The following is a 26,064-nucleotide window of genomic DNA, read 5'->3' on the forward strand; positions in this document are numbered from 1 at the left end:
AACTTTGTTTTTGTTTGTGTCAGGAGGAAAATAACATGGAATCAACGATACAACTAGAAAGAGAACAACAAAGAAAAAAGAAACATCCTCCAGGTTTATACTTACTCTTCTTTACAGAAATGTGGGAAAGATTTAGTTACTATGGATTACGAGGATTATTAACATTATATTTAACGACAGCTTTAGTAAGCGGTGGTCTTGGGTTTAGTCCCGCATGGGCACTCTCTATTTACGGATTTTATACTGGAGCCTGTTATTTCACACCAATGATTGGTGGATACTTAACAGACCGTTTTCTAGGTAGACGAAAAGCAATCACAATTGGTGGTATAACAATGGCAATCGGTAACCTTACACTATTTGCCTTGCAAAACCAATTAGGCCTATACCTCGGATTAGCGCTTATTATTATTGGTAATGGATTCTTCAAACCGAACATCTCTACACTGGTTGGAGAATTATACGAAGAGAATGATCCAAAACGTGATAGTGCATTTACCATTTTCTATATGGGTATTAACGTCGGGTCATTTTTAGCTCCACTCGTTTGCGGATTTTTATCAGAAAATTTATTCAAAACAACAGTTGATGGCGTTGTACATTACGGATTCCGTTACGGTTTCTTAGCCGCTTCAATCGGAATGATCATTGGACAAATTTTATTTACAACACTATCAAATCGCTTCCTTGGTGATATTGGTAAAAAACCAACTCGCGATTTGCAAACAGCTGCTGGACAACCATCAGTAGGAGATACACCGTTAACAAAAAAAGAAAAACAACGTACCGCAGTTATCGTCATTTTAACATGCTTCGTTGTCTTCTTCTGGGCTGGCTTTGAACAAGCTGGTAGCTCATTAACATTATATACAAACAAATTTGTAGACCGCTCTGTGTTCGGATGGGAAGTTCCAACATCTTGGTTCCAATCGGTCAATCCATTATTTATTATTTTACTTGCCCCAGTCATTTCAGCATTATGGGCAAAACTTGCAACTCGTAAGCGCGGGGATTTAAAAATCCCAACTAAAATGGGACTTGGTATGATCCTACTCGGTATCGGTTATATCATTCTTGTTATCGCTACATTAAAAACAGGTAGTGATGAACATAACATTACAGAAAAAGCAAACTTACTATTTATCGTCTTTACGTATCTTTTCCATACGTTAGGTGAGCTATTCTTATCACCTGTTGGACTATCAATGGTTAGTTCGCTCGCTCCAGTAAAACTAGCATCTTTACTAATGGGCGTATGGTTAGCAAGTTCAGGTATCGCCAACATTTTAGGTGGACAACTTGCAAGCTTCACAACTTCACTTGGATATGCTGAAGTATTTACAGTTATTGGCGCTGTAGCAATCGTTTTAGGTTGTGTTTTATTACTAATTTCCAAAAAGTTAGTGAAGTGGATGGATTAAAAAAAGATGAGGGATTTCCCCTCATCTTTTTTTATGCATTCTTACCTTTTTCTATCGCTTGTTCGTACAGCTCTTTATGTTCTTTATATTCACTTGGAACAAAATTCTTATAGAAGAATGCAAGCCAACTGTCTCCTTTTTTATATCCTTCTTCTCGAATGTCAGCCGCTTTTTTATTCGATTTGAATCCTTCAACAAACCATTTTTTTAACGATTCATTCTTTTCATATTTAGCAGGTACCTTTAAATCATAGTTTTCAAACGCATACTTATAGCCAACCTTTTCTACTGCCTTTTTTGTAGATTTATACCCTTTTTCATAGGCTGTTTCATATGCCTTCACGTATACTTCTTTCTCTCTATTTCCAGGATTCTTTTCAGCTAGTTCTTTCCCGGTCTTTTCCCCTAATTCAGCTTGCTCTTTTTCAATTTTTTCTGTTCTTTCTTTATTCCCTACTTTGAACCCGTCTGCAAAGTTTACCTTAAACTCTGGAGCAACTTGACTATCGTCCATCGTCTCTTGTGCTAAACCTTGTTCTTTTCCTTTTTCAAAATACGTTTTTTTCTGCTCTTCTAAAGACCATGCGGCTGCATAAGTCGCTTTAAACGCTTGTTTATATGCATCAGATTTTCCAGCTACATGCACTTCTGCATCATTTTTTCCTGCTTTAAAATCAGTTTCTCCATTCTTTTGACCTTCAAGTTGACCTTTTTCCATATCAGCTTGGCGCTGCGCTTCCTCTTGCTTACGTGCCTCTTCAGCTTTTCTCTGTTCCTCGGCTACACGTTGTCTCTCTTCTTCAGCTTTACGCTGTGCTTCTACAGTACGTTGTTTTTCAGCCTCAGCGTTGCGCTGGGCTTCTGCAGCACGTTGTTTTTCAGCCTCAGTATTGCGCTGGGCTTCTGCTTGTCTCTCAGCTTCTACAGTACTATTATTATTCTGGCTAGGAGCTGGGCTCGTTGCACCACTACTAGAAGCTGGTTTATTGTGATAATGATATTCCCCGTACTGTAATCCCCATTTCTCACAATTTGTACGACACGTATGTCCGCCATTAGCATCTGTACGCCCTGGATGCGCATAAGCTGAAATTGGAGCTACCAATAACGCTATACTCGTTGTTAAAAGAAGTTTCTTCACCTGTTGTCTCACTCTTGTTCCTCCTAAAATCTTGAATTATAACTTCATTATACATAAATAGAAAAATACTTGAATACCAACTAAAATATTCTATTATTTCTCAACATTAGTAAAAAAGAAGGTCAACTCTTTAAAGAGTTGACCTTCTTTTTTACTTCTTCGCCTTTGTTCCTACTAAATCACCAGCAACAACATAACGTTTAGAATTATCTTTCACTGATACACATGTAATAAGCGTTATCTCATCTTTCCCATGATCCTCTACAACTTCCCATTTATCAGGAGTTACTTCAGATACACCAGTAACCGCATACTCATATTCATTTTCATTGTCATACAAATAAATTTTATCGCCTTTTTTTAGAGACGCTATGTCACTAAATAAAACACCTTTTTTAGACATGTTATGTCCTGCTAATGCATAGTTCCCTTTTCCCATTACTTGATTTTCTTTTACTGTTGCTGCACCTGATAATAAGTTTTTCTCAGTAGAAGATTTTAAAACAGGAATTTCTAATGAAACACTCGGGATCGAAATACGACCAATTACTTGTTTCTTATCTAATGATGCATTCGCTACTTCTGCCAAGTCTGGCTGATTAATTTTCGAAGCATCTACAAATTCCGTCTCATGTTTTTCATAATCCATCTTTTGAACAGCCTGTACATTTTCAGTCTGTTTCTTTTCAGCCTGATATCCATCATAAAATGGCTTTCCGATTAACACGCCACCTACAACAAATAGCAGAATTGCTACTATACTATAAATTCTTTGCTTATTCATATACAATTCCTTTCCCCTACAAAATCTTACTCTATATAAAATGATAAGATAATATTGCTATATGTACAAGTATTAGCTGAAAAGAAACCTTCTTGCCGGGGCAAGAAGGTTTCTTTTTAAGCTAATTTATTTCTGTATAGTGATACGTGGAATACTGTCACTTGAGTCAAATAAATCAAATATACAACATATAAAGGATACGCTGGAATATACAAATTTGCTACAGGTGTAAATATTAATAATCCTAGTGCACAAGGTAATACAAACCACAATGATACAAATGTTGTTCGACATGCTCTATCTGTAATATCCTTCTCACGTTCATCCTCTTGGGGAAATAATAAAGGATACAATCGCAATGATGATTTTTTATATTTCTTCTTATGCAATCTTTTAAAAAACGCTAATATGATAGCTACAATAAATAGTAATACAACAGGTGTCAAACTCATTGTTATTTTAGATGACAAATTCTCATTTTCAATAATATCAGCAAACTGTATATAAAAATCATAAAACTCTACAAATGCCCAGCATGCCAATACACTGTAAAATAAATTTATGATATATGAAGCAATAATTCTATTCATCCTCTTCCCCCTCCTTATTTAAAACAAACACATCTTCCATCTTTAACTGAAACACATCACAAATCGTAAGTGCTAATAACAACGAAGGAACGTAATCCCCTTTTTCAATTGCTGCAATTGTTTGTCTCGTCACTCCAACCTTTTCTGCTAATACACTTTGCGAAAAATTGAAGCGAGCCCTTAATTCTTTCACTCTATTTAAAATGGTCAATTTTACCACCTCTCAATTTTATTGTATGTTATCCTTAACAAAATGTAAACTCAACTTAACATTATTTTTACAAAAAAATCCAACTTTACATATTGTAAAGTTGGATTACGTTTTAGTTTAAAATTGTAACTTTAACATTTTTTCTGCCCCAATTACTAGATGAAGCTTTATCAGGCATTAAAACATCGATTTTGTGACCTTTAATTGCGCCACCAGTGTCGGCTGCAATTGCTTGTCCATAACCTTCAACATATACAGTAGAACCTAATGGGATAACACTTGGATCTACAGCAATTAATTTCATTCCTGGGTTTGCAGTTAGATTATAGCCTCCCCATGCAGAATAAACTTGTTGTCCTGACGCATAGCCATTTTCAGCTGGATCTGCTGTATAAGCTGTTGCATGTACATAGATTTCTCTTCCACCAGCAGTTGGCTTCGAAGGTTGTGCAGGTTCTACCTTCGAATTATTATTAGCAGCAGGTTCAGCTGGTTTATTAGCTTTCTCTTGCTTTTGTTTTTCAGCAATTTCTGCTTGTGCTTTCACTAAAGCTTCTCGCTCAGCCTTTGCAGCCGCTTCTGCTTTCGCACGCTCTTCTGCTGCAATTCTTGCTGCTTCTTGCTCACGAGCAATCGTTTCTTGTACTGCCTTCATATTTGACTCAATTTTAGCTTTTTCTTCTGCTGCTAAATTAAGTTGGCTTGCAATCTGATTATATTTAGCTTGAACTGTTTGTAAGTTATCTTGACGCTTTTTCAAGTTATCTTGCAACTCAGCTTGTGCTTTTGCTAATTTTTGTTTGTCTACTACTAAAGATGCTTCTTTTTCATCAATTGTTTTCTTATCCTCTTCAATTTGACGAAGATCTTGTTCTTGTAGACGTAAAATTTCTTTATCAGCTTCTAGAATAGTAGAAACTGCGTTCATACGTTGTAAGAAATCTGCAAAGTTTTTTGACTCTACTACAACTTCCACTACTAAACTTGTATTTGAACTGTTTTGAACAGAAACCATACGTTTTCTCATAATATCCTTACGAGCAAGGACTTTATCCTCTAAAACGACAATTTCATTCTTTTTTTGCTCAATCTGCTTATGTGTTTCATCAATTTTACGTTGAATAGCAGCTTGATCCTCTTTATTTTTTGCAATTGTATTATTTAAATTATGTAGTTCGTTTTCGATACCTTGAATTTCTTTACTAACAGCTTGCTTCTCTTGCTCTTTCTTCTGCATATCTGCATCGTTTTGCTGCAATTGCTGTTGCATGTTGTTAAGTTTCTCGTCGTTTGACTCTGCTTTTACAGCGACTGTACTAGAAAGACTGATAATTCCTGCTAATACTAGACTACTGATTCGCTTAAAATAGTTCATAATCCGACTCCCTTCTTATACAGTTATACATGATTTATTTTACAGTTTGTTTACAATACCATTAAATACAGTTTATTTTTCATGACGAAAAAAAGGGAATTATGCATAAAATGTAATAGATTCTTAAATATTTAACAATTCCTATATTTAAAAATTATAAAAGATGCTAAAATCCAAATATAGAGAAAATATAACTTCTAAAGGCGGTTGAAATAAATATATGTTTACTCAAAAGAAATCACTCCAACATAAAATTGATCAATTAGAAAATCGTATACAGGAACTAGAAGCAGAATTAAAACAAAAAGATATTGAAAAACAAGAGATTATTTCTTCTATTCACGACCGTGTGCAAAGCGTCATTCAAGAGCATCAACTTGTAAATAATCAACACCATACACTTCAAAATTTAGTTCAACAATTAAACTCATGTTTCGAAAATGTTTCAACGCGTACTACACATTCCAATGAATTGAATAACGAAATGTTACAAAAAGAACAAAGCTTAATTCAATCTATTGAAGAAATTATTGACTGTTCTAATGAAGGAAAAGAATCTGTTCACCGTCTACTTATTGTAATTAACAAATTAGGTGAACAATCTCAGCGTACGTCTAACAGTATGAATCATTTAAGCGAACGCTCAAAAGAAATCGAGCAAATTGTAGAAGTCATTCAAAACATTGCAGCACAAACAAATTTACTAGCTTTAAATGCAAGTATTGAAGCAGCACGTGCTGGAGAACACGGTAAAGGATTCGCTGTCGTTGCCAATGAAGTAAGAAAACTAGCAGAAAGCACAGCAGAAAGTACAAAAAACATTGGCAACTTAACGAAAAAAATTCAAGAAGAAATTGAAAAAGCATATGATAACACAAAAGATAATTTGCATTTAGTCGATGAAGGTGTAGAAATGAGTGCCGATACAAACGCTAGAATTGAAAATATTTTAATTATGATTCAAACGTTACAAAATGGTGCTACCAATGTTATTAAAGCTATCGAAAACCAAAAATCTTGTAATGATGATATATTACGAGAATTCGCTAATACACAACAAATGTTCCAAAAATTAAATACTACTATTATGAACCATATTCATGATGCTGAAAAAGTCGATGTTCAATTGACTAAAGGTCTTCAAGAAACAGCGGTTTCTCATTAATAATAAAAACCCCTTATAACGCCATAAGGGGTTTTTATTATATTTCGAATTTTTATTTCTTCTCAATATTCATCCATATCTTTGTTATAATGGAAAAGTTGTTTCTTTCGACTAATAAACAAGGAGGATGTTATGGAACAATTTCACTTCATTTTAAAATATTTAATTCTTGGTCTGTTCCAAGGACTAACAGAACCAATTCCAATTTCTTCAAGCGGTCACCTCGTTTTAGCACAACATTTGCTAGGACTAGAAATAGAAGGGTTTAGCTTCGAACTACTTGTTAATTCAGCTTCATTATTAGCTGTATTACTTATTTATAGAAATGATTTAATTCGTCTAACGAAGAATGGTCTATCTTATATATTCACAAGAGCAGAAGACGCAAAATCAGATTTCTTCTTTATTATTTATCTTGTTATTGCGACCATTCCAGCAGGTGTTATTGGTGTTTTATTTAAAGATTACATCGATCAGTACTTAAAAGGTGTGAAGATGGTTGGGATTTCCCTCCTTATTACTGCTGTTGGCCTTTGGATTATTAGAAACTTGCGTGGGCGTAAAAATGATGGCGACCTTTCTATGAAAGATGCAATCATCGTCGGATTAGCACAAGCTTGCGCACTAATCCCTGGAATTAGCCGATCAGGTGCAACAATCGTAGCAGCGATGTTACTTGGTATGAAGCAAGAAACAGCCCTTCGTTTCTCATTCTTACTATATATCCCTGTTAGCTTAGGTGGTTTATTACTAAGTATTACAGACATTGCAAAAGATCCAAATCTAGACACATTATTCGTACCATATGTCGTTGCATTTATCGCAACATTTATTATGACGTATATTTCGTTAAAATGGTTTATGAACATTATGGCAAAGGGAAATTTAAAATATTTCTCTTTCTATTGCATTATCGTAGGTGTACTTACTCTTATTTTCTTATAAAGTGAAACTTACAAAGCGAAAAGCGAGTCATTCTATTAAACTAGGATGACTCGCTTTTTTATATCTTTGCCCCTCTTACCTTTCTATACAGTAAGAGGGGCCCTTTTATGCGTATACTTTCTTTTCTTGACAATACAAACGAATAACATGTTTATCTTGTTGAAATACATCATGCGTTAGGCGGATAATAATAAAATTTCGTTTTGTTTGATCATCATGAACAAAAATCTGTTCTCCCTCTAGAAAACGCCACGCACTTTCAAAAGTTGTAATATGATCCCCACTTACAGAAAAAAGCTCATATCGCATATCTTGTACCCTCTCTCAACTTATAATAATCATAATATCCTTATATTAAATTTAGTATAACTTAATTCCATTGAGATTTGTAATTTTTTCTATTTCGAAATATTTTAATTTTGTTTTCAGGCTCTTTTAACGTTATAATGATAAACGAATTTTCATTGAAAGGAGCTTCATTTTGACTGCATATTTATTTCCAGTAAAAACTGCATTTATTTTATTTCCTATTTTAGCAATGTTTCTCTTAATACCTTTTTTAATATTTAACTACCGAAAGTATGGTTATTTAAATAAATGGCGTTCATTTATTTTATACTCACTATTACTTTACTTATTAAATGCCTATTTTCTTGTGATTTTGCCGTTACCACAAACATATGATACTTGTAGCCTACAACCGGCTAATACGCAGCACATGCAACTATCACCATTTTATTTCATACAAGAAATTAGTAATCACACCTCGGCAATTTTAACGAAACCAGCTACTTATTTCTACCTATTAAAAGAATCTGCGTTTTTACAAGTAGCATTTAACGTTCTATTAACCGTTCCATTTGGTATTTACTTACGTTATTATTTCCGACGTAGTTTCTTACAAACAATTTGTATTTCTTTTTGTCTTTCACTCTTTTTCGAGCTAACACAAGTGACTGGACTATACGGTATATATAATTGTGCCTACCGCTTATTTGATATAGACGATCTGTTTTTAAATACATTAGGCGGCGTAATTGGCTTTATCATTGCACCAATATTTACGTACTTCCTTCCGAAAGCAAACGAATTAGATAGTCATATTGATTTGGAAACGAAACCAGTCGGATTCGTTCGTCGCTTTATCGCGATGCAAATTGATTGGATTTTCTTATCTATCGTTGTACCTGTCATTAAAAACAAAGGAAATTCCTTCTTTGTTTCTAATATTCAATCTTACACGAACATATACGAACTCATTTTCATAACGTGTTCAATCTTTATTTACTTTATTATCATTCCATACTTTACGAACGGAAAGACAATTGGTAAAGCATTGCTTCGTATTTACGTGAAAGGAAAATCAGATCGTATTACGTTGAAGGAACTATTCATCCGTTATGGTATATTCTATTTCGTTTTAGGTGGAATCAATTATATTCTTTCTAGTAGCTCTATCTTAAATCTTAAAGAGCCTTTAGTATTAGTAGTTATATTATTATTCCAACTCGTAATTAACGGTCTATTTACTATTCATGTTTTATTACATGTATTTAGTCGTGATAAGTTACTATTTTACGAGCGAATTAGTCAAACAAGAAATGCGATCATACTAAAAAAAGCTGACAAGTAATACTTTGTCAGCTTTTTTTCATAATCGTAAATAAATTTTCTGTGTAAGGGTTTGAAAACATTTCTGCTTCATCTAATAACTTCCTCACCTTTAGAAACGAATGCAATTCTGGATATATATTTTGTAATTTTTCGTACGTTAACGTATGCATTTTCCCCCAATGCGGGCGTCCCTCATACTTTAGAAAAATTTTCTCCACCTCACCAAAATAAGCAGCATACTTCATACCTTTATACATATGAACAGCAATATACGCTGAATCCCTTCCATACGCTGGACTGAGCCATATATCATCCCTTTTCACATAACGGCATTCAATTGGGAAGTGCACTTTATACTTTTTCTTTTCAATAAGGTTTGAAATTTCTTCTACAACGGTCCGCATATACTTTGAAGGAACGCTATACTCCATTTCATAAAATGGAACCGCACGCGATGTAGCAAATACTTCATAACTCGGGCCGATTATTTTTGTATTCGGTACAGCTTTAGCCGATAATCGACTTACTCCTTTACTTATAGAAGGAAACCATTTACACCCTTTAGATAACAAAGAAAACATCTTATTTTCAAGCAACTCTACCTTTAGTTTATGCCATTTCAAATCACTTTTTTTACCCGTTGTTTCGTTTGTAAATTTCACTTGTACTTCATCTGAATAAGGAAAAACAAAAAACTCAAAATGGCGATTCTTCTTATATTCTTCTAATTTGTTCATTACAGTAGATAGTGACTGTTTTTCACTTTCATACACAAGTGAATACGCCCCGATAACTTTCAATTTTATCTTTACAATGATACCAAGCATCCCAAGCGACAACTGAAAGGCTCTCCAATATTCCACATTCACAGTTTCCGAACAAACTATACTCTCACCTGTAGATAAAACTGCGGTAATCTCTATAACTTGTGTTGATAAACTCCCAAAGGTAACACCCGTCCCATGAGTTCCCGTACTAATCGCTCCTGCAATAGATTGCGAATCAATATCCCCTAAATTTTCTTGTGCATAACCTTTTTCTTCAAGTAACTTCCCTAGGTCATATAGCTTTGTTCCTGCCCACACTTCAACGGTCATCTTCTCCGCATCAATATTCACAATGCCCTTCAATTCATCTAAAGAAACTAAAATTTCTTCCGTTTGCACAAGAGGTGTAAACGAGTGCCCTGAACCGACAACACGAATTTTCTTCCCCTTTTTTCGCGCAAGTCCTACAACTTCTACTACATCTTGTATACTTTCTGGATACATCGTATAATGCGGCGTTCCTTCTACATTCCCTGTCCAATTTCTCCATTTTTGTCCCTTTATAGAAAGCATTGGCCATCCCCCCGATATGTTGAATACTCCCCAACAATCTCTCCTTCTTTCACACGATATAAAAAAGGAAACCGCTCACATAATTCTCCAGCTTTACTATGGCGAAACAAGATAGAATCTCCTATCTCTACTCGTTCCTCGCCGTTATAAAAAATCGGTGTTTGTACCTCGCCAGCACCTTCTAAAGCTAATAGTTTGGCACCATTTGGCATCCAAACCTCAGGTTCTTTATCTTTCCCAGTTGCGCCTGAGGCAATATATCCACCACCTAGACAAGTGTAAATAGTTGGGGCTGGTTTACGCACAACTGGTAAAGCAAATCCGACAGCTGGATGAAATTGCACTGCTTTATAATAATCAAACAGCTTCGGTGCATAAAAAGCAGAGCCTATCGTAATCTCTGAAACTGAATGATCTTGCTCAGTTGTTTTTATACTTCCTGTGCCGCCCCCATTTACAAACCTTAGTTCAATACCTAGATTTTGTATTTCTTTTACGATATGGCCTCTTCTTTCTTTAACTTCTAACACTGATTTCTTCTTTAAATATGAAATCACTTTACTTTTCACTCGTTGATTCGGTATGCGATCTCCTACCCCAGCAATTTGGGCTTCATATCCCATTACACCATCTAGTATTAAAAACGATGATTCTTTCACCCTTTTTACTATTTTCAAAGCACCTTGTACATCTTTTACCGGTGATCTTTTGACCCCAAAATGAAACTTTACAAAACGACTACTCATATCAATATCCAAACAAACACGAAAATACCCTTTAGACTTCTCAGCAATTTTTTCTAAATAAACAATATGATCTTCACAATCCACCATACACGTTATAATGAGCCCTTGCTTTGTTAACAAACTTATTTCATGTAACGCTCTTTCATCATAAGCAGGATATCCGAGCAATAAATCATTGAATCCTTGTTCAATTAAAAACAAAGCCTCCCTAGGTGAAAAACACATAATACCTTGAAATCGATCATTTGCAGCTAAAATCTTTTGCATAACCGGAACAGAACGTAACGATTTACTCGCTATACGAATCTTCTTATTTCCACTTAATTCTATAATCGATTGAATATTTCTATCTAAAGCTACTTCATCCAAAAATGCACACGGTAATGGAACCTCTTTAAAAATTCCTCGATCCACATTTTTTCTCTCCTCTTTTCTATATGTCTTATACATATTGGAAAGAAAGTTTAAATTTCCTCTTACAAAATAAAAAAGTTTCTTCTTAATAGGAAGAAACTTTTTTAGGACTACTTCATAGAAATAGTCGCCTCTACTGGATAATGATCAGAGTAATCATTATATGTATATTTTTTGAGCCATGATGTAACAGTCCACTGCGGAGATTTCGGTTGTAATACTTTATTCTCTATAAACGATGGATTCGCATGGTCTTTACTTGCAATAATATAATCTAAATACTCAGCAGGGCTATCAGGGAAATTATATTTCGCAATACTATTTGTCGTCGCATCCCAAGTCGCTGTATGTCCTGTATAAGATGGAATAGAAGCGTGCAATGTTTTGAACATGGATGCGTACTCTGAGTCTCTATTGTTCTCTGCATTTATTTTATTCACGTTCATATCACCACCAAATAGGACGTACTCATCACTTGGTATATTCTTATTTTTAATAAAGTCTTGAATTTCTTTTAACTGGTTTGTACGTACAGATGCAGGTGAAGTTTTTCCGCACATACTATCTTCAGCCTGCAAATGCGTCCCAATCACATGAATGAAACGATCATTTTTTTTGATTTTCGTGTATACAAATCCTTTATTTGATAAATTATCTGGCCCGCATCCGTTTGCAAATACATATTGAATCTTTTCAACGATCGGCCATTTACTTACGATTGCAACGCCCCCATCTTCAGGAGTTGAAGATGAATAGCTACCTAACGTTTTATCCCATTCATTTCCGTTACTACGACCTAATACCGCTGTTTGATTTGGATATTCTTTCTTCAAATTCCCTAACAAACGATCTGAAGCGCTATTATCAAACACCTCATTTAATATAACAACATCTTGATTCTTAATATAATCCGCTGCTCCGATTAAATCCGCACGCTCACTTTGTCCCCAGTTCGGATATAAGTTTGTTGATAGCATGTACACGTTATGTGTCATCACTTTTAAAGTATTATTTTGATTTGTAGACGTTTCTGCTTGAGCTGAAGGTCCTCCGTATAAAACTCCTAAACCAATCCCAAAGCTAAGTACACCTTTTAGCAATTTTCCTTTCACTTTTCATACCTCCATGTGTATAGTGATAAAAAGGCCAAATACTCTATTATGAGATTTGACCTTTTTTAAATACTTAACGATCTCCGTACGTATCAAACCAAAGCTGAATGTATCCGGCAGTAACACGTTGTGCATCCATTAAACGCTTACCTGTCATTGGTGTAACTTCAGCGCGCCATTTATCTGCATATTCTTGTGACACAGCTGCTCTTACGAACCAATCTTTCGTATTATCATTTACAATGCCAGCATAATCTTGTTTCGCAACTACTGCCGCTCCATGAATCCAATCTTCTGGATTTGTACCTTTCCAGTTCCAATATCCATTTCCATCTGTTACTTTATAATTATCTTTTATCGTATCTACAAAGTTTTCATATTTAGAATGGAATCCTTGTGGATACGAAAGATTTGTAAAGTTTGCCGCATGCATCGGTTGGTTTACATCTCCTAAATAATGAAGAGATAATCCTAAATAGAAGAATGCTTGTTTCATATCTTTATTTTTGTATGATTCACCAGCTAATTTAAAATATTTAGCTCCAGTTTCCTTCGCCTGCTTTGCATATGGAATATACGTTTTCCCATTATCAGGGTCATAGAAGTGTGAAGCAAATGTGCTATTATCATAATAAGGATTTTCATAGTCAGCAGCATAAATACCATTTTCTAATTCCGTACGCCATTCATTTAATTGTGCAACTCGATCTTGTTTTACAAGTGTTGTATTGCGAGACATAATATCAATCGCACGGTTTACAATCCATAAATGAGAGTTTACGCCTTCTTTATGTTTATCTTCAGCAGACCAGCGGTGAACTATTTTTATTTTACTTCCCCCATCATTTTCATGAGCAAATGCAACACTTTGTAACGGAGCTACTAATGTAATAGCTGCTGCTAAAGCAAGTACTTTCTTTTTCATCTGAAATCCTCCATTTTATAATTGAATTATTGTAAACTTTTTGTTAGGATCCTATGATGCCGTCCGGTTAACCTATGACTAGAATATCCCACCTTTCATGAAATTTCTATCACTAAATTAAAATATGCAAATGTTCATATCATTATAACTTTATACATAGTGAATATAATGAATGCACTTATATTGTAATAAAGTATTGTTAAGCTACTGCAAATGCTTGTCTAATGTAATGTAAAAAAGAGTAAAGCATCCACATGCTTTACTCTTTTTTTCTATTCGATAATATACTTGGCAGCTGTACATTAACTGCCAACTTATGAATAAACCCAAACACTAGTCCAATCCCAATAAATATGTATAAGATTGTAAATACCTTTCCAAAATCAGTTTGCGGACTAAAATTCCCATCACCGACAGTCGTCAACGTGACCACACTAAAATATAAAGCATCAAGAGGACGTAATCCTTCAACTGTACTATAAAAAATCGTACCGGATGTTAATGTTAAAAATGTTAATACGAATAATACTTGAAATTCTTTATCTTTCCACGCTCGTAAACAAGCTTTTAGCATCCGTTTCAATGTCAACATAAATGAAAGCATTAGACTTCCCCTTCCAAACAAAATACCTTTATTTAAAGGAAAGTCTATCACCTTTCTATATAGAAAAAAAGTAGCCCTCTTCTATTTCTAGAAAAGAGCTACTTTTTACTATTCTCTATTATTTAGGTGAAACAAGGATTTTCACTTGTGTTTTATCTTTTACAAGTGCTTCAAATCCTTCTTCAACAACTTGATCCACTGTGATTTTTTTCGTAATTAATTTCTCTGCTTGAATTTGGCCAGAGCTAATTAATTTAATAACAGCTGGGAAGATATGACGGTATCCAAGAATACCGATAACTTCTTTTTCTTTTAGTACAAGGTTGTTTGGCGTAATTGTCGCATCTTTTTCCCACACACTAACAATTACAGTTTGTCCTTCAAAGCTTGTACTTTCAATTGCTTGACGAAGTACTACTTCAACACCTGTTACTTCGAAGCTCACATTTACACCTAAACCATTTGTTAAGTTACGAATTTCTGCTAATACATCTTGAGTAGCTGGATTTAATACGTAATCCGCACCTGCTAATTTCGCTAACTCTTGACGTTCTTTAGAAAGTTCAACTGCAATAACAGGAGTTGCTCCTGCTGCTTTAGCCGCTTGAATGACAAGAAGTCCAATTGGACCACAACCAAATACTGCTACAGCTTCCCCTTCTTTTAATTTACTTTGACGTACTGCATGAACTGCTACAGCTGCTGGTTCTACAAGTGCACCTTGTTCATACGTCATTTCATCTGGAATATGGTGAACCATATCTTCTGGTACTACTGTATATTCAGAGAAACCGCCGCCTTCTCCACCAAGACCGTGGAAAACAAGTTGTTCACAAACATTGTAATGTCCATGTTTACAAGCTTCGCATTTACCACAAGAATAAATTGGTTCTACAACGACGCGGTCTCCCACTTTATGAGATGTAACGCCTTCACCGATTTCAACTACCTCACCACTAAACTCATGACCTAAAATAACCGGTGCTTTTACATGTGTTAATGGGTGCTCTTCTGTTGGAATAAAAATAGGTCCTGCTAAATATTCATGCAAGTCTGTCCCGCAGATACCACACCATTTAACTTTAATCTTAACTGCTCCTGGTCTTACAGTTGGTTCTGGTACTTCTTCTACTCGTACATCACGTTGATTATGCCAAAGTAATGCTTTCATTTTATACATCCCTCTCTACGTATATACTTAACCTGGTGAAGTTTACAAATCTATTATAATACTTTCATCCATATATTTCAAAAAAACAATCTCATTTCCACTAAATTTTAACAAATAACGTTCAATATTTTGTCACTTTGTACTTTTTTCCACATCTGTTAATTCAATTTCATTGCGGTTGAAATTAGCATTATGCCATAATAGCATAGGAGAGGTGAATATCGCTTGAAATATTTTATTTACTTTATTGTTATCGTAGCGTTTCTAGATACATTTTCACAATTACCTATTATGAGTACGTTCGCTCAAAGTCTTGGAGGATCTCCTCTTATTGTTGGGCTAGTTGTCGGTATGTACTCATTCGCTAATATGATCGGTAATATTATTGCTGGCGCTGCCGTCGATAAATTTGGTGCAAAAAAAATACTTTATATAAGCATGGGACTTACGAGTTTCATAGTCTTGTTATACACCGTTGTTCAAAGTGGTGAACAACTATTAGTTGTGCGCTTTATGCACGGCTTTAGTGACGGATTTTTAATTCCTGCTGCCTTTACGTTTTTATCAAAACAAACAAATTCAGCAAGACAAGGTAAGGCAATGGCTCTATCTGGTGCTGCTGTTGGAACAGCGGCAATTGTAGGACCTGCTTTCAGTGGGATTATGAAAGCAACTGCTGGTATAGAGTGGGTGTTCATTACCATTTCTATTTTAATGGTCCTTGGTACAATCGTATCTCTATTCTTCTTACCAAATAACGTATCAAGAAAAGATACTTCAAGAACACAAATGATGAACAAAGAAGATATGATTGAACTATTGAAATCAGAACCGTTATTACAAGCATATATTGGTGCTTTCACACTAATGTTTTCACAAGGGATTGTCACTTATATGTTACCAGTGAAAGTTGAGGCATTAGCACTTAAAGCATCTACAACAGGCATGATGTTAAGTGTATTCGGAATTACCGCTATCCTCTTCTTCTTACTGCCAACAAACCGTATTTACGATCGATTTAATCGTTCAAAACTCATGCTAATTGGGATTGCAGTAATGGCATTCGCGTTATCTTTACTTGGATTATTCGCAACAAAAGGTATGCTCTTTATTGTTATGATGATTTATGGCATTGGATTCGCTATCCTCTTCCCATCGATAAATGCATTACTTGTTGAAAATACGACAGATGATAAGCGCGGAAAAGCATTCGGATTGTTTTATGCTTTCTTCTCATTAGGAGTTGTTGCTGGATCCTTTACAGTTGGAGCAATAGGGGCATCCCCTAGCGTCAGCTTCGTTATTGGAACTGCATTCTTATTAACATTTGCTGGAATGATTTATGTAAGAAGCAAAATAAAACGTAAAATAAAAAGCAAAGTAAAAAAGACAATGATGGGATAACTCCATCATTGTCTTTTTTAAAATGCATACTGATATAACCCGTAATATAATGGCAGAGTTGGGATAATACCAATTAATTTAAATATAAAAGGTAGCGGGTCATCCTTCTCTTCATATAAACGTAAAACAAAAACAGCACTTAAAGTCCAAATAACGCTAAACACGAAAATGCATTTCCAAACGAGTGAGGTTAATATCTCTACATCAAAGACAAAACCAAATAGCCCAATCCACGTAATTATAGTCACTACAAAATCAAACTTTTGAATTGGTGTTTGAAACATACCCCTTACTAACGAAGTAATAGTTAATATCGCTACAATGACTAAATAAACTTTCCACAACATAATGATAAACTCCTATTCAACTTTTAACTTTCAATAAGCCGTATTTAATAAACAATATGGCATTATGTTTTTCATAGAGATAATACAATGGATAACAAAATAAGAAGAAAATAAGTACAGTTGGTACATCGTCTATAATAGAAAAATAATTTACTAGTAATTCCTTAATACTCTCTCCAATTATAATAAACAGTGGGATTATACAAATTGCTGCTAATATTAAGCACGGTGTGATCCTCATTTCTTTTAGCCTCGCTTTACAGTGTGGACACTTGAATGAAAAAGGATGCGGGAGATCCATAATATGTTGCGCAGTAATATTCCCTTCACACTGTGGACATTCGATTATTTCGTTCATTTAGTTCACTCCTTTCTATCCATAAAAAGAGCCCTATCGAATAGAGCTCTTTTATTGCCGAATATATTACTTTTATGTATAGCCAAGTAACAATGTAAATAAATTAAACTGTAAAGGCAATACTATATTGCTTCTTTTACAATGAAAGTGTATAAATACCAACGATACTTCGACAATTTCCTCGGAAATATTTCTTTTCCCCACATAATTTGCTACACTACATATGAACAGACACTTGTATTACATAAGCTAAAATAATAACCTAATGTACAAAATAAAAGGCACATTCTTCATATGAAGAATGTGCCTTTCGTTTATTAACGTCTAATCCAAACAGCGCCTGCTGATTTATCCTCTGCCTGTCCAACAACTTGGAATTTAAGTCCAAGGTTTGGAACTTTTCTTCCCGCGTCTGCAATTTGTTTGTTACTATATACTTTTGAATCATCAAAAGTTGTAACACCTTGTAATCCAGAATAGTTAAACTGTCCACGTGTTAATGAATTTACACTCCATGCTGGTGTTTGATCAAACGAAAATGCAGCGTCCGCAATTTGCATACCTGTATTACCGTACGCTGGTTTCCCATTTAAATTACCAACAAACGCTTCTGGATGAGAGTCTACAACCCCAAGGAAGCCTTCACCTGGATGCACCCCAACCCAGTTATCTTTAAAGCTATCATCTGCATACCAAACGACAAGACCCGTATTATACACTGGACCTTTTCCTGCTTTTAATCCATTATCTGATCCCGCATAGTTTCTCCACTCTAAGTAGTAATAATGAGCTTTTTTCTCTGTCCCATCAGAAACAACGAATCCATTTAACTGCATTTTAGATGTTCCTTCTGCATCATCAGAAAATACTACTTGTCCATCAACAGTTACATTTACATTATCCATCGCGAAACCTTTATATGTTACAGCTGGATCTGTAATATAATCGAATTGCAGTTTCACTTTTTTCCCTTTAAATTGACTTAAATCGTATGATTTATCAATCCATTTTCCGTCTGTTGTATCTTTATCTCCTTGGACTACTTTTTCTCCAAGTCTATCAATTAATGTTTTCGTTCCATCTTCTGTTACTGCATGCACTTCGACAAAATCGCACTCTGCTTCTAACTCATAATTTGCTTTATAATCGAATTTTGCATTTGTTCCTTTTGTTAAATCCAAGAACGGTGTTTCTAATGTTGTATGCATATCATCGCCTCTTGTACTATAATATGCATGCTTTCCAAACTCTGGTTTAATCGTTTCAACACTTTTACCTGGTAAGTTAACACGTACAACGCCTGGACGATTGGATTTCGTAACACTTTGATCAATATATGTAGGAACTCCTACACCACGCTTAATTTTATCGTAATCTACTTCTAAAATATTTGCCCAGTTGCCACCCATATTCTTTTGTAAGAAATCTTTATTTTGTGGTGAGAAACTAGTTGGCTCTGTTCCTGCAATTTTCCCTGTCCAACTACCTCCGCTCATTAATGACCAAGCTTCGACTGGTGAACCAGTTCCAGTATATTTCGTGTCATATTCATCCGGTAAGCCAAGGTCATGTCCAAATTCATGCGCAAATACACCTACTGCTCCATCCTCTGGTTCAATTGTGTAATCATGCGCTGCTACTTTTCCACCAAAGTAATCTACATTTGATTTTGTACCTTCAATCGCTACTGGATCTATCGCTAGTTTTGAACGATGTGACCAAATTGCATCATCACCTAATTTACCGCCACCAGCTTCTTGACCAACACCAGCATGGATTACCATTAAATGATCAATTACACCGTCAGATTCATTTTGATTTCCATCCCCATTTGTATCATATCTATCAAATTGATCAAATTGAGATAAATCTAGCCCTTTCTCAGCAGCTGCATGTAAAGCTTCTTTCACTAAATCACGTGCGCCTTTTGGTCCTTTATTATCGTGACCACTACTACCATCAGCACCGTAGTCAGACGCTTTCCCTGGGACAGTTAGCCATTCCGTTACATATCCATCAGTCGTATAACTACCGCCAGACTGCTCTTCGTAATATTGTTTAAACGTTTTTACTTTCGAACCATCAAATAACGTGTATGGTTCATTACCAAATAACATCTTTTGATAATGCTCTCTACTAAAGTCATTCGAATACATATACCCTGGCGTTTGATCAATATTATTATGTTTATAATCACTAAATTCAACGAGTAATACTAATACTTTATCATTTCGAACAGATCCCTTATATGGCGCTTGCTTCGCTTTAGAAGTTGGGACTTGTCCATTCACTTGCTTTTTATTTGGTTCTGGCTTTTGCTCAGGGCTAACATTTTTTTCAGGTTTTTTTACCTTTTCCTTTTCTTCCATCTTTTTCTCTTTTACTTTTTTCACGAAATCAGATGCCTCTTTAGCAGTATCCGCTGGAAGAATTTCTTTATTTGCCTGATCGCCTTGTTTCTTTTCAATATACTTTTCTACAGCTTTTTTCGTTTCTTCTTTAGAAGATGCTGGATTAATTGTTCCTCTTTCTTTCAACGCTTCCGCTAAACGGTCTTCTTGAATTAAATTGTAATCAATTGGTGTTGTAGATGCATTGTCTTTCTCTTTTGCTGGCGTTTCTGCGTATGCTAATGGAGCACTCATTACAGATGTACATCCAATAATTGCCGCAATTGCTAATGACGATAACACTTTAAATGGCGCTTTTCTTCTCATTCTATTTCTCTCCTTTTATAAAACTTAAAATTCAGATAAATAAGTGCATTTAAATCGAAATCCCTATTTTCTGCCCTCCCTATATAAAAAGGCATAATTCTATAAACGTTAAGCTTTCTGTTATAGAATCATGCCCCTCCAGTTTTCTGGTCAGAACTTCTACCTTTTTATGTCGAAATATGAAAAATAAAAAGTGATTTGATATATATTAAATAGCTTATATAACAAATTTAAAAGACAATATGCAAAATTGCATGAAAATTCTTTTAAATAGAAAAAGAACCCTAGTCAATTAAACTAGGATTCTCGATTTTCTATTATTTCTCTTGTGTTTTTTCCCAATCAGCTAAGAACTTCTCAATTCCTTGATCTGTTAATGGGTGCTTCACTAATGAAGCAATTACGTTTGCTGGAATTGTTGCAATATGTGAACCGTTTAATGCTGCTTCTGTTACGTGAACACTGTGACGTACAGATGCTGCAATGATTTCTGTTTCAATACCGTGAATTGCAAAGATTTCTGCGATTTGGCGGATTAGGTCCATACCGTTATGACCGATATCGTCTAAGCGACCTAAGAATGGTGAAACGTATGTTGCACCAGCACGAGCTGCAAGTAATGCTTGAACTGCTGAGAATACTAATGTAACGTTTGTACGAATTCCTAAATCAGAGAATGCTTTTACTGCTTTTAAACCTTCCGTTGTCATTGGTACTTTTACAACAACGTTTGGAGCAATCTTCGCTAATTCTTTTCCTTCTTCAATCATTTTATCAGCTTCTAAGCTAATTACTTCTGCGCTTACAGGTCCTTCTATAAAGCTGCAAATTTCACGAATACGCTCATGGAAATCTACGCCTTCTTTTGCTACAAGTGATGGGTTTGTCGTTACTCCAGCTACTACGCCTAATGCATTTGCCTCTTTAATTTCATTAATGTTTGCTGTATCAATAAAGAATTTCATTTGTTATTCTTCCTTCCTAATTTTCAATTTATATTTATTTGTTTTTCTTAATAAGCTCTAATTCAATCGGAATAGATTTGTCCACTTTTTTACCTTGCGTGATTTCTTTTGCTGTTTGCATCGCCTTCTCCCCGATTAATTCCGGTTTTTGAGCAACTGTTGCAGCCATACGCCCATCTTTAACCGCTTTTACAGCATCTTCTGTTGCATCAAACCCAACAACGACTACATCCGTTTTTCCAGCAGACTTCAATGCTTCAAGTGCACCTAATGCCATCTCGTCGTTATGCGCAAACACGGCTTTAATATCACCATTTGCTTGTAAAATGTTTTCCATAACAGATAATCCTTTAGCTCTGTCAAAATCAGCCGCTTGTTTGGCAACTACTTTTAAAGACTTATCAGCTACGTTATGGAATCCTTTCCCACGTTCACGAGCAGCAGAAGATCCAGGGATTCCTTCTAACTCAGCAACATTTGCTCCCCCGCCAACTAATTCACGAATGTAATCACTAGCCATTTGACCACCTTCGATATTATTAGATGCAATGTGAGAAACAACCTTACCTGAATTCGCAACGCGGTCTACTGTAATAACGGGAACATTTGCTGCATTTGCCGCACTTACTGCTGAAGCAACAGCATCTGAATCGGTCGGATTAATAACAACTACATCGACACCTTTTTGAATTAAATCCTCAACATCGTTCGTTTGCTTTGCTGCATCATTTTGTGCATCAACAGCAATCAATTCAATGCCGCTTTCTTTCGCTTGCTTTTCTGCTCCTTTTTTCAAAGTCACAAAAAATGGATTGTTTAAAGTTGAAACAGAGAATCCAACTTTAATAGTTTTATTTCGACCTTTATCGCTAGAATCCTTTGCCCATTCTGGTGGTTCCATTGAACAACCAGCAGTAATGACCATAATACATGCAACGAGTATAAGTAACCATTTCTTCATGCATTGTCCCTCCATTATGCTTCTTTTCGACGATCAATTAATACAGCTAGTAAGATTACAAGTCCTTTTACAACTTGTTGGAAGAAAGAAGATACGCCTAATAAATTTAAACCATTATTTAGTACACCGATAATAAGTACACCGATGAATGTACCAACAATCCATCCTCTTCCCCCAGAAAGACTTGTTCCGCCTAATACAACTGCTGCAATTGCATCTAATTCGTAAGAAGTACCTGCAGTCGGCTGTGCAGAATCTAGTCGTGATGTTAAGACAATACCTGCAAGCGCTGCCAAAATTCCGGAAAGACCGTAAATCATTACTTTAATTCTCGTAACATTAATACCTGATAGTGCTGCTGCTTCTTCATTTCCACCAATTGCAAATGTACGGCGACCAAATGTCGTTTTCTTCAAAATAAAGTACAGTACTGCGAAAGCGATCATCATTGTAACAGCTGGTACCGGAATACCGAGAAAATAACCGCGACCAAACATTTGGAACATTAAATGATCCCCAAGACCAGTGATCGGACGTCCGTCCATATAAACAAGCGTCAACCCACGAAAAATAGTCATTGTTGCTAAAGTTGCAATAAATGGAGCTACTTTTCCCTTCGCTATGATGATACCGTTTACAATTCCCATTACAAGACCAGCTAATAATCCAACTGCCATCGCAAGGAACGGGTCCATGCCACTTGCCATCATTCCAGCAACAAGTGCACTTGATAATGCTAAAATAGAACCTACCGATAAGTCAATACCCCCTGTTAAAATTACAAAGGTCATTCCGAATGCAATAAGCGCATTAATCGATACTTGACGCAGTATATTAAATAAATTTGGAATTTCAATAAATGCTGGATTTAAAGCTGTAATTACTACAATAATTAATACTAGTCCAATTAAAGACCCAAGTTGTTGTAATACATTCCCCTTCTTAGCCATCCTTACTCTCCCCCTGTAGCTAGTGCCATAATAGACTCTTGTGATGCCTCATCTTTCTCTAAAATGCCGCCGACTTTTCCTTCATGAATAACAAGAACGCGATCACTCATCCCTAAAACTTCTGGAAGCTCAGATGATACCATAATAACGGCATCTCCTTGCTCAGTAAGCTTATTCATAATAGAGTAAATTTCTTTTTTCGCTCCAACATCAACACCCCTTGTTGGCTCATCTAAAATGAGTAGCTGCGGGTGGATACCTAACCATTTTGCAATAACTATCTTTTGCTGATTTCCACCAGAAAGAGATTTCACCGCTTGCTCTCCACTAGCTGCTTTCACATTAAGAAGTTTCATCATGTCCGCTGTAAACTGTTGTTCTAGTTCGTTACTTAAGACACTTCCCTTTGAAATATTTTCTAAATTCGGTAAGGCTAAATTTTCTCGAATTGAGAAATCTAACACTAACCCTTCAGATTTTCTATCCTCTGTAATGAATGCTATTCTTTGTCTAATCGCATCTATCGGACTATCAATCTTTACTTCTTGTCCATTTATAAGAATTTGGCCAGAATCTAAAGGTTCGTATCCAAATATTGCTTTCATAATATCTGTACGGCCAGCTCCCATCAAACCAGCAACACCAAGGATTTCACCTTTTCTAACTTGAAACGAAACATTTTCAAACTTCCCTTTTTTCGTTCCGTTACGCATTTCAAAAATAACATCGCCAATTTGACTATTTCGTTCTGGGTAACGTTCACCAATGCTGCGCCCCACCATCATACTCACTACTTCATCAAACGATGTTTCTGGAATTAACCTCTTTCCTACGTATTCCCCATCACGTAAAATCGTAATAGCATCACATATTGAAAAAATTTCTTCCATTCGGTGTGAAATATAAACGAACGAAACGCCTTCTTTACGTAATTTATTAATAACAGTAAACAAAGTTTCAATTTCACGATCTGTTAATGCAGCTGTAGGTTCATCCATAATAATAACGCTCGCGTTTGTCATTAGCGCTTTCGCAATTTCGATAATTTGCTGTTGTCCAACCGATAACTCTCCTGCCAACATCGCGCCTTTTACATGTAAACCTAACTCCGCTAGTTGCTGCTGCGCAATCGCGTTCATTTGACGCGTACGTAAAATACCTGTCTTCCCATACATTAACTCTTTACCGAGAAACATATTTTCAGCTACTGTTAAGTTCGATAATATGTTCAATTCTTGATGTATAAATGCAATACCGTACTCTTCAGCTTCTTTCGCATTTTTAAAAGTTCGTTCTTGTCCATCAATCGTGATTGTTCCACCATCTTTTTTGTATACACCTGTTAAAATCTTCATGAGCGTTGATTTACCCGCTCCATTTTCCCCCATCAATGCATGGACTTCCCCTGTTTCAATCATAAACTGTGCATTCTTCAAAACAGGATTGCCATTGAACGCCTTTGAAATATTTTTCATTTCAATACGCATTCCCATCACTTCCCTTTATTAAAAAATCACGCCTGCATGTAAAATTACATTGGCATAAGGCGTAGCCTCTCCTGTACGAATAATCGCCTTCGCTTTCTTCGTGTGCTCTTTAAATTGTTCATGCGATACATATTCAAATGCTGGTTCTATTAATTTCAGCTCGATCTCTTGATTTACTTCCGCATTATTATTAATGACTTCTTCTGCTAACGTTACTTTTTCAATTGCCATATCATCAGCTACCACTTGCAATACGTCTAAAAAGCTAGGTTTTCCAATCTCAACAGCTAAATCAATTCGTTTTACTCCGTCAGGAATTGGTAACCCGCAGTCTGCGATTACAATCGTATCTGTATGCCCAAGTGAAGCAAGGACTGATGCAATCTCACTGTTTAATACACCGTGCTTTTTCATCCGACAATCACCTGCACTTCACGTACTCTATCTCTCGTTGGCATACCGCCCTGTGCTCCAAGTTTCGTTACAGAAAGACCACCAGCAACATTCGCAAAACGAATTGCTTTTTGAAGTGTTTCTCCTTCAGAAAGCGCAACTGCTAATGCACCATTGAATGTATCACCAGCTCCAGTCGTATCTACTACATCAACAGCGATGCTAGGAACATGTACAATCTCCGTACCATTATGGAAACGAACACCTTTAGAACCTTCTGTCATCAATAGTTTATTTGGATATTTAGCCAATAAATCTTCAATTGGTGATATGAAATCATCTAATACGATGCGGCACTCATGTTCATTTGGTGTAATATAAGTTGCCTTTTCTAAAATATCTTCTGATAACACTTGTGCTGGCGCTGGATTTAACATAACTGGAATATTATGCTCCTCACAAATAGCCAATACATATTTTACTGTTTCAAGTGGAATCTCTAGTTGAAGAACAACCATATCTGCTTTTATAAGAAGATCTTTTGAACGATCTACAACCGACTCATTTACAAGAGCATTCGCCCCTTGCACGACAACAATACTGTTATCCTCTTCTGCTAAAACGATATGAGCAATTCCTGTCGCCGTATCTGTAACCGGTACCACATAGTCGATAAAAACGCGTTCGTTCTCTAAATTGTTCCTAACTACAGTTCCATAATTATCGTTTCCAACTGCTCCAACCATCGCTACATTTGCACCTAATCTAGCTGCCGCAACCGCTTGGTTGGCTCCTTTCCCTCCTGGAATTGTATGAAATGCTTCACCAATTACTGTTTCTCCTGCTTTCGGACGTTTTTTTGAAACAGCCACTAAGTCCATTGAAATGCTACCTACTACTGCAATATTTGGCATCTGTTTCATC

General features: G+C 35.7%; 26 protein-coding genes. 5 read left to right on the top strand and 21 right to left on the bottom strand.

Going from position 1 to position 26,064, the window contains the following annotated elements:
• Nucleotides 1–35 precede the first annotated feature (35 nt).
• A complete protein-coding gene (locus tag QCI44_RS24780; RefSeq protein ID WP_000446271.1) occupies nucleotides 36–1,421 on the top strand; it encodes a peptide MFS transporter in 1,386 nt (461 codons plus the stop codon).
• Nucleotides 1,422–1,452: 31 nt separating this feature from the next.
• Here QCI44_RS24780 and QCI44_RS24785 read toward each other — a convergent pair whose 3' ends face one another.
• The 5 genes from QCI44_RS24785 to QCI44_RS24805 all read right to left on the bottom strand — a co-directional run bounded on the left by QCI44_RS24785 (nucleotide 1,453) and on the right by QCI44_RS24805 (nucleotide 5,522).
• Nucleotides 1,453–2,574, bottom strand: coding sequence for a YHYH domain-containing protein (locus QCI44_RS24785; RefSeq protein ID WP_098986081.1), 1,122 nt, complete (start codon nucleotides 2,572–2,574; stop codon nucleotides 1,453–1,455).
• Between the two features lie 139 nt (nucleotides 2,575–2,713).
• Nucleotides 2,714–3,346 (bottom strand): class A sortase, encoded by a 633-nt coding sequence (locus tag QCI44_RS24790; protein ID WP_002108795.1) that lies wholly within the window; start codon nucleotides 3,344–3,346, stop codon nucleotides 2,714–2,716.
• A 116-nt stretch (nucleotides 3,347–3,462) separates the two neighbouring features.
• Entirely contained in the window at nucleotides 3,463–3,936 is a 474-nt protein-coding gene (locus QCI44_RS24795; RefSeq protein WP_001079775.1) for a hypothetical protein, read from the bottom strand.
• Nucleotides 3,929–4,147, bottom strand: a complete 219-nt coding sequence (locus tag QCI44_RS24800; RefSeq protein ID WP_000154011.1) for a helix-turn-helix transcriptional regulator — start codon at nucleotides 4,145–4,147, stop codon at nucleotides 3,929–3,931. The genes QCI44_RS24795 and QCI44_RS24800 overlap by 8 nt, the downstream gene beginning before the upstream one ends.
• A 112-nt stretch (nucleotides 4,148–4,259) precedes the next feature.
• On the bottom strand, nucleotides 4,260–5,522 hold the full coding sequence (locus tag QCI44_RS24805; RefSeq protein ID WP_016133631.1) for a 3D domain-containing protein: 1,263 nt from the start codon (nucleotides 5,520–5,522) through the stop codon (nucleotides 4,260–4,262).
• A 484-nt stretch (nucleotides 5,523–6,006) separates the two neighbouring features.
• On the opposite strand from QCI44_RS24805, the gene QCI44_RS24810 reads away from it, so the two are divergent.
• Nucleotides 6,007–6,687, top strand: coding sequence for a methyl-accepting chemotaxis protein (locus QCI44_RS24810; protein WP_437435395.1), 681 nt, complete (start codon nucleotides 6,007–6,009; stop codon nucleotides 6,685–6,687).
• Between the two features lie 132 nt (nucleotides 6,688–6,819).
• On the top strand, nucleotides 6,820–7,632 hold the full coding sequence (locus QCI44_RS24815; protein WP_088083233.1) for an undecaprenyl-diphosphate phosphatase: 813 nt from the start codon (nucleotides 6,820–6,822) through the stop codon (nucleotides 7,630–7,632).
• 105 nt (nucleotides 7,633–7,737) lie between these two features.
• On the opposite strand, the gene QCI44_RS24820 is transcribed toward QCI44_RS24815, so the two are convergent.
• On the bottom strand, nucleotides 7,738–7,941 hold the full coding sequence (locus QCI44_RS24820; RefSeq protein ID WP_016089280.1) for a hypothetical protein: 204 nt from the start codon (nucleotides 7,939–7,941) through the stop codon (nucleotides 7,738–7,740).
• A 172-nt stretch (nucleotides 7,942–8,113) separates the two neighbouring features.
• Between QCI44_RS24820 and QCI44_RS24825 the strand changes: the two genes are divergently transcribed.
• The gene (locus QCI44_RS24825; protein ID WP_098986082.1) at nucleotides 8,114–9,265 is read left to right on the top strand and encodes a VanZ family protein; all 1,152 of its coding nucleotides are present in this window, start codon (nucleotides 8,114–8,116) and stop codon (nucleotides 9,263–9,265) included.
• A 7-nt stretch (nucleotides 9,266–9,272) separates the two neighbouring features.
• Here QCI44_RS24825 and QCI44_RS24830 read toward each other — a convergent pair whose 3' ends face one another.
• From QCI44_RS24830 to bdhA, 6 genes are all read right to left on the bottom strand, one after another.
• The gene (locus QCI44_RS24830) at nucleotides 9,273–10,586 is read right to left on the bottom strand and encodes a D-arabinono-1,4-lactone oxidase (protein WP_016133630.1); all 1,314 of its coding nucleotides are present in this window, start codon (nucleotides 10,584–10,586) and stop codon (nucleotides 9,273–9,275) included.
• On the bottom strand, nucleotides 10,574–11,746 hold the full coding sequence (locus QCI44_RS24835; protein WP_098986083.1) for an amino acid deaminase/aldolase: 1,173 nt from the start codon (nucleotides 11,744–11,746) through the stop codon (nucleotides 10,574–10,576). The genes QCI44_RS24830 and QCI44_RS24835 overlap by 13 nt, the downstream gene beginning before the upstream one ends.
• Before the next feature lie 110 nt (nucleotides 11,747–11,856).
• Entirely contained in the window at nucleotides 11,857–12,858 is a 1,002-nt protein-coding gene (sph, locus tag QCI44_RS24840; protein WP_098986084.1) for a sphingomyelinase C, read from the bottom strand.
• A 73-nt stretch (nucleotides 12,859–12,931) separates the two neighbouring features.
• Entirely contained in the window at nucleotides 12,932–13,783 is an 852-nt protein-coding gene (gene cerA / locus QCI44_RS24845) for a phospholipase CerA (RefSeq protein WP_016133628.1), read from the bottom strand.
• 259 nt (nucleotides 13,784–14,042) lie between these two features.
• Nucleotides 14,043–14,387: a potassium channel family protein gene (locus QCI44_RS24850; protein ID WP_000948239.1), complete on the bottom strand. Its 345-nt coding sequence runs from the start codon at nucleotides 14,385–14,387 to the stop codon at nucleotides 14,043–14,045.
• A 118-nt stretch (nucleotides 14,388–14,505) separates the two neighbouring features.
• Entirely contained in the window at nucleotides 14,506–15,558 is a 1,053-nt protein-coding gene (gene bdhA / locus QCI44_RS24855; protein ID WP_000645834.1) for a (R,R)-butanediol dehydrogenase, read from the bottom strand.
• A 225-nt stretch (nucleotides 15,559–15,783) separates the two neighbouring features.
• Between bdhA and QCI44_RS24860 the strand changes: the two genes are divergently transcribed.
• Nucleotides 15,784–16,962, top strand: a complete 1,179-nt coding sequence (locus tag QCI44_RS24860) for an MFS transporter (RefSeq protein ID WP_098986085.1) — start codon at nucleotides 15,784–15,786, stop codon at nucleotides 16,960–16,962.
• A 17-nt stretch (nucleotides 16,963–16,979) separates the two neighbouring features.
• Here QCI44_RS24860 and QCI44_RS24865 read toward each other — a convergent pair whose 3' ends face one another.
• The 9 genes from QCI44_RS24865 to rbsK all read right to left on the bottom strand — a co-directional run bounded on the left by QCI44_RS24865 (nucleotide 16,980) and on the right by rbsK (nucleotide 26,054).
• Nucleotides 16,980–17,309, bottom strand: coding sequence for a hypothetical protein (locus QCI44_RS24865; protein WP_016089286.1), 330 nt, complete (start codon nucleotides 17,307–17,309; stop codon nucleotides 16,980–16,982).
• Between the two features lie 16 nt (nucleotides 17,310–17,325).
• Nucleotides 17,326–17,667, bottom strand: a complete 342-nt coding sequence (locus QCI44_RS24870) for a hypothetical protein (RefSeq protein ID WP_016089287.1) — start codon at nucleotides 17,665–17,667, stop codon at nucleotides 17,326–17,328.
• A gap of 317 nt (nucleotides 17,668–17,984) precedes the next feature.
• Nucleotides 17,985–20,384 (bottom strand): M6 family metalloprotease immune inhibitor InhA2, encoded by a 2,400-nt coding sequence (gene inhA2 / locus QCI44_RS24875; protein ID WP_353811491.1) that lies wholly within the window; start codon nucleotides 20,382–20,384, stop codon nucleotides 17,985–17,987.
• A 317-nt stretch (nucleotides 20,385–20,701) separates the two neighbouring features.
• Nucleotides 20,702–21,349, bottom strand: coding sequence for a fructose-6-phosphate aldolase (fsa, locus tag QCI44_RS24880; protein ID WP_000667669.1), 648 nt, complete (start codon nucleotides 21,347–21,349; stop codon nucleotides 20,702–20,704).
• A gap of 34 nt (nucleotides 21,350–21,383) precedes the next feature.
• The gene (rbsB, locus tag QCI44_RS24885) at nucleotides 21,384–22,310 is read right to left on the bottom strand and encodes a ribose ABC transporter substrate-binding protein RbsB (protein ID WP_016089289.1); all 927 of its coding nucleotides are present in this window, start codon (nucleotides 22,308–22,310) and stop codon (nucleotides 21,384–21,386) included.
• A gap of 14 nt (nucleotides 22,311–22,324) precedes the next feature.
• On the bottom strand, nucleotides 22,325–23,260 hold the full coding sequence (locus QCI44_RS24890; protein ID WP_001074641.1) for an ABC transporter permease subunit: 936 nt from the start codon (nucleotides 23,258–23,260) through the stop codon (nucleotides 22,325–22,327).
• Between the two features lie 2 nt (nucleotides 23,261–23,262).
• The gene (gene rbsA, locus QCI44_RS24895) at nucleotides 23,263–24,747 is read right to left on the bottom strand and encodes a ribose ABC transporter ATP-binding protein RbsA (RefSeq protein WP_098986087.1); all 1,485 of its coding nucleotides are present in this window, start codon (nucleotides 24,745–24,747) and stop codon (nucleotides 23,263–23,265) included.
• Nucleotides 24,748–24,765: 18 nt separating this feature from the next.
• On the bottom strand, nucleotides 24,766–25,161 hold the full coding sequence (gene rbsD, locus QCI44_RS24900; RefSeq protein ID WP_016089292.1) for a D-ribose pyranase: 396 nt from the start codon (nucleotides 25,159–25,161) through the stop codon (nucleotides 24,766–24,768).
• Nucleotides 25,158–26,054, bottom strand: coding sequence for a ribokinase (gene rbsK / locus QCI44_RS24905; protein WP_016133622.1), 897 nt, complete (start codon nucleotides 26,052–26,054; stop codon nucleotides 25,158–25,160). The genes rbsD and rbsK overlap by 4 nt, the downstream gene beginning before the upstream one ends.
• Nucleotides 26,055–26,064 lie beyond the last annotated feature (10 nt).

Source organism: Bacillus cereus group sp. RP37, from assembly GCF_040459695.1.
Taxonomy (GTDB): domain Bacteria; phylum Bacillota; class Bacilli; order Bacillales; family Bacillaceae_G; genus Bacillus_A.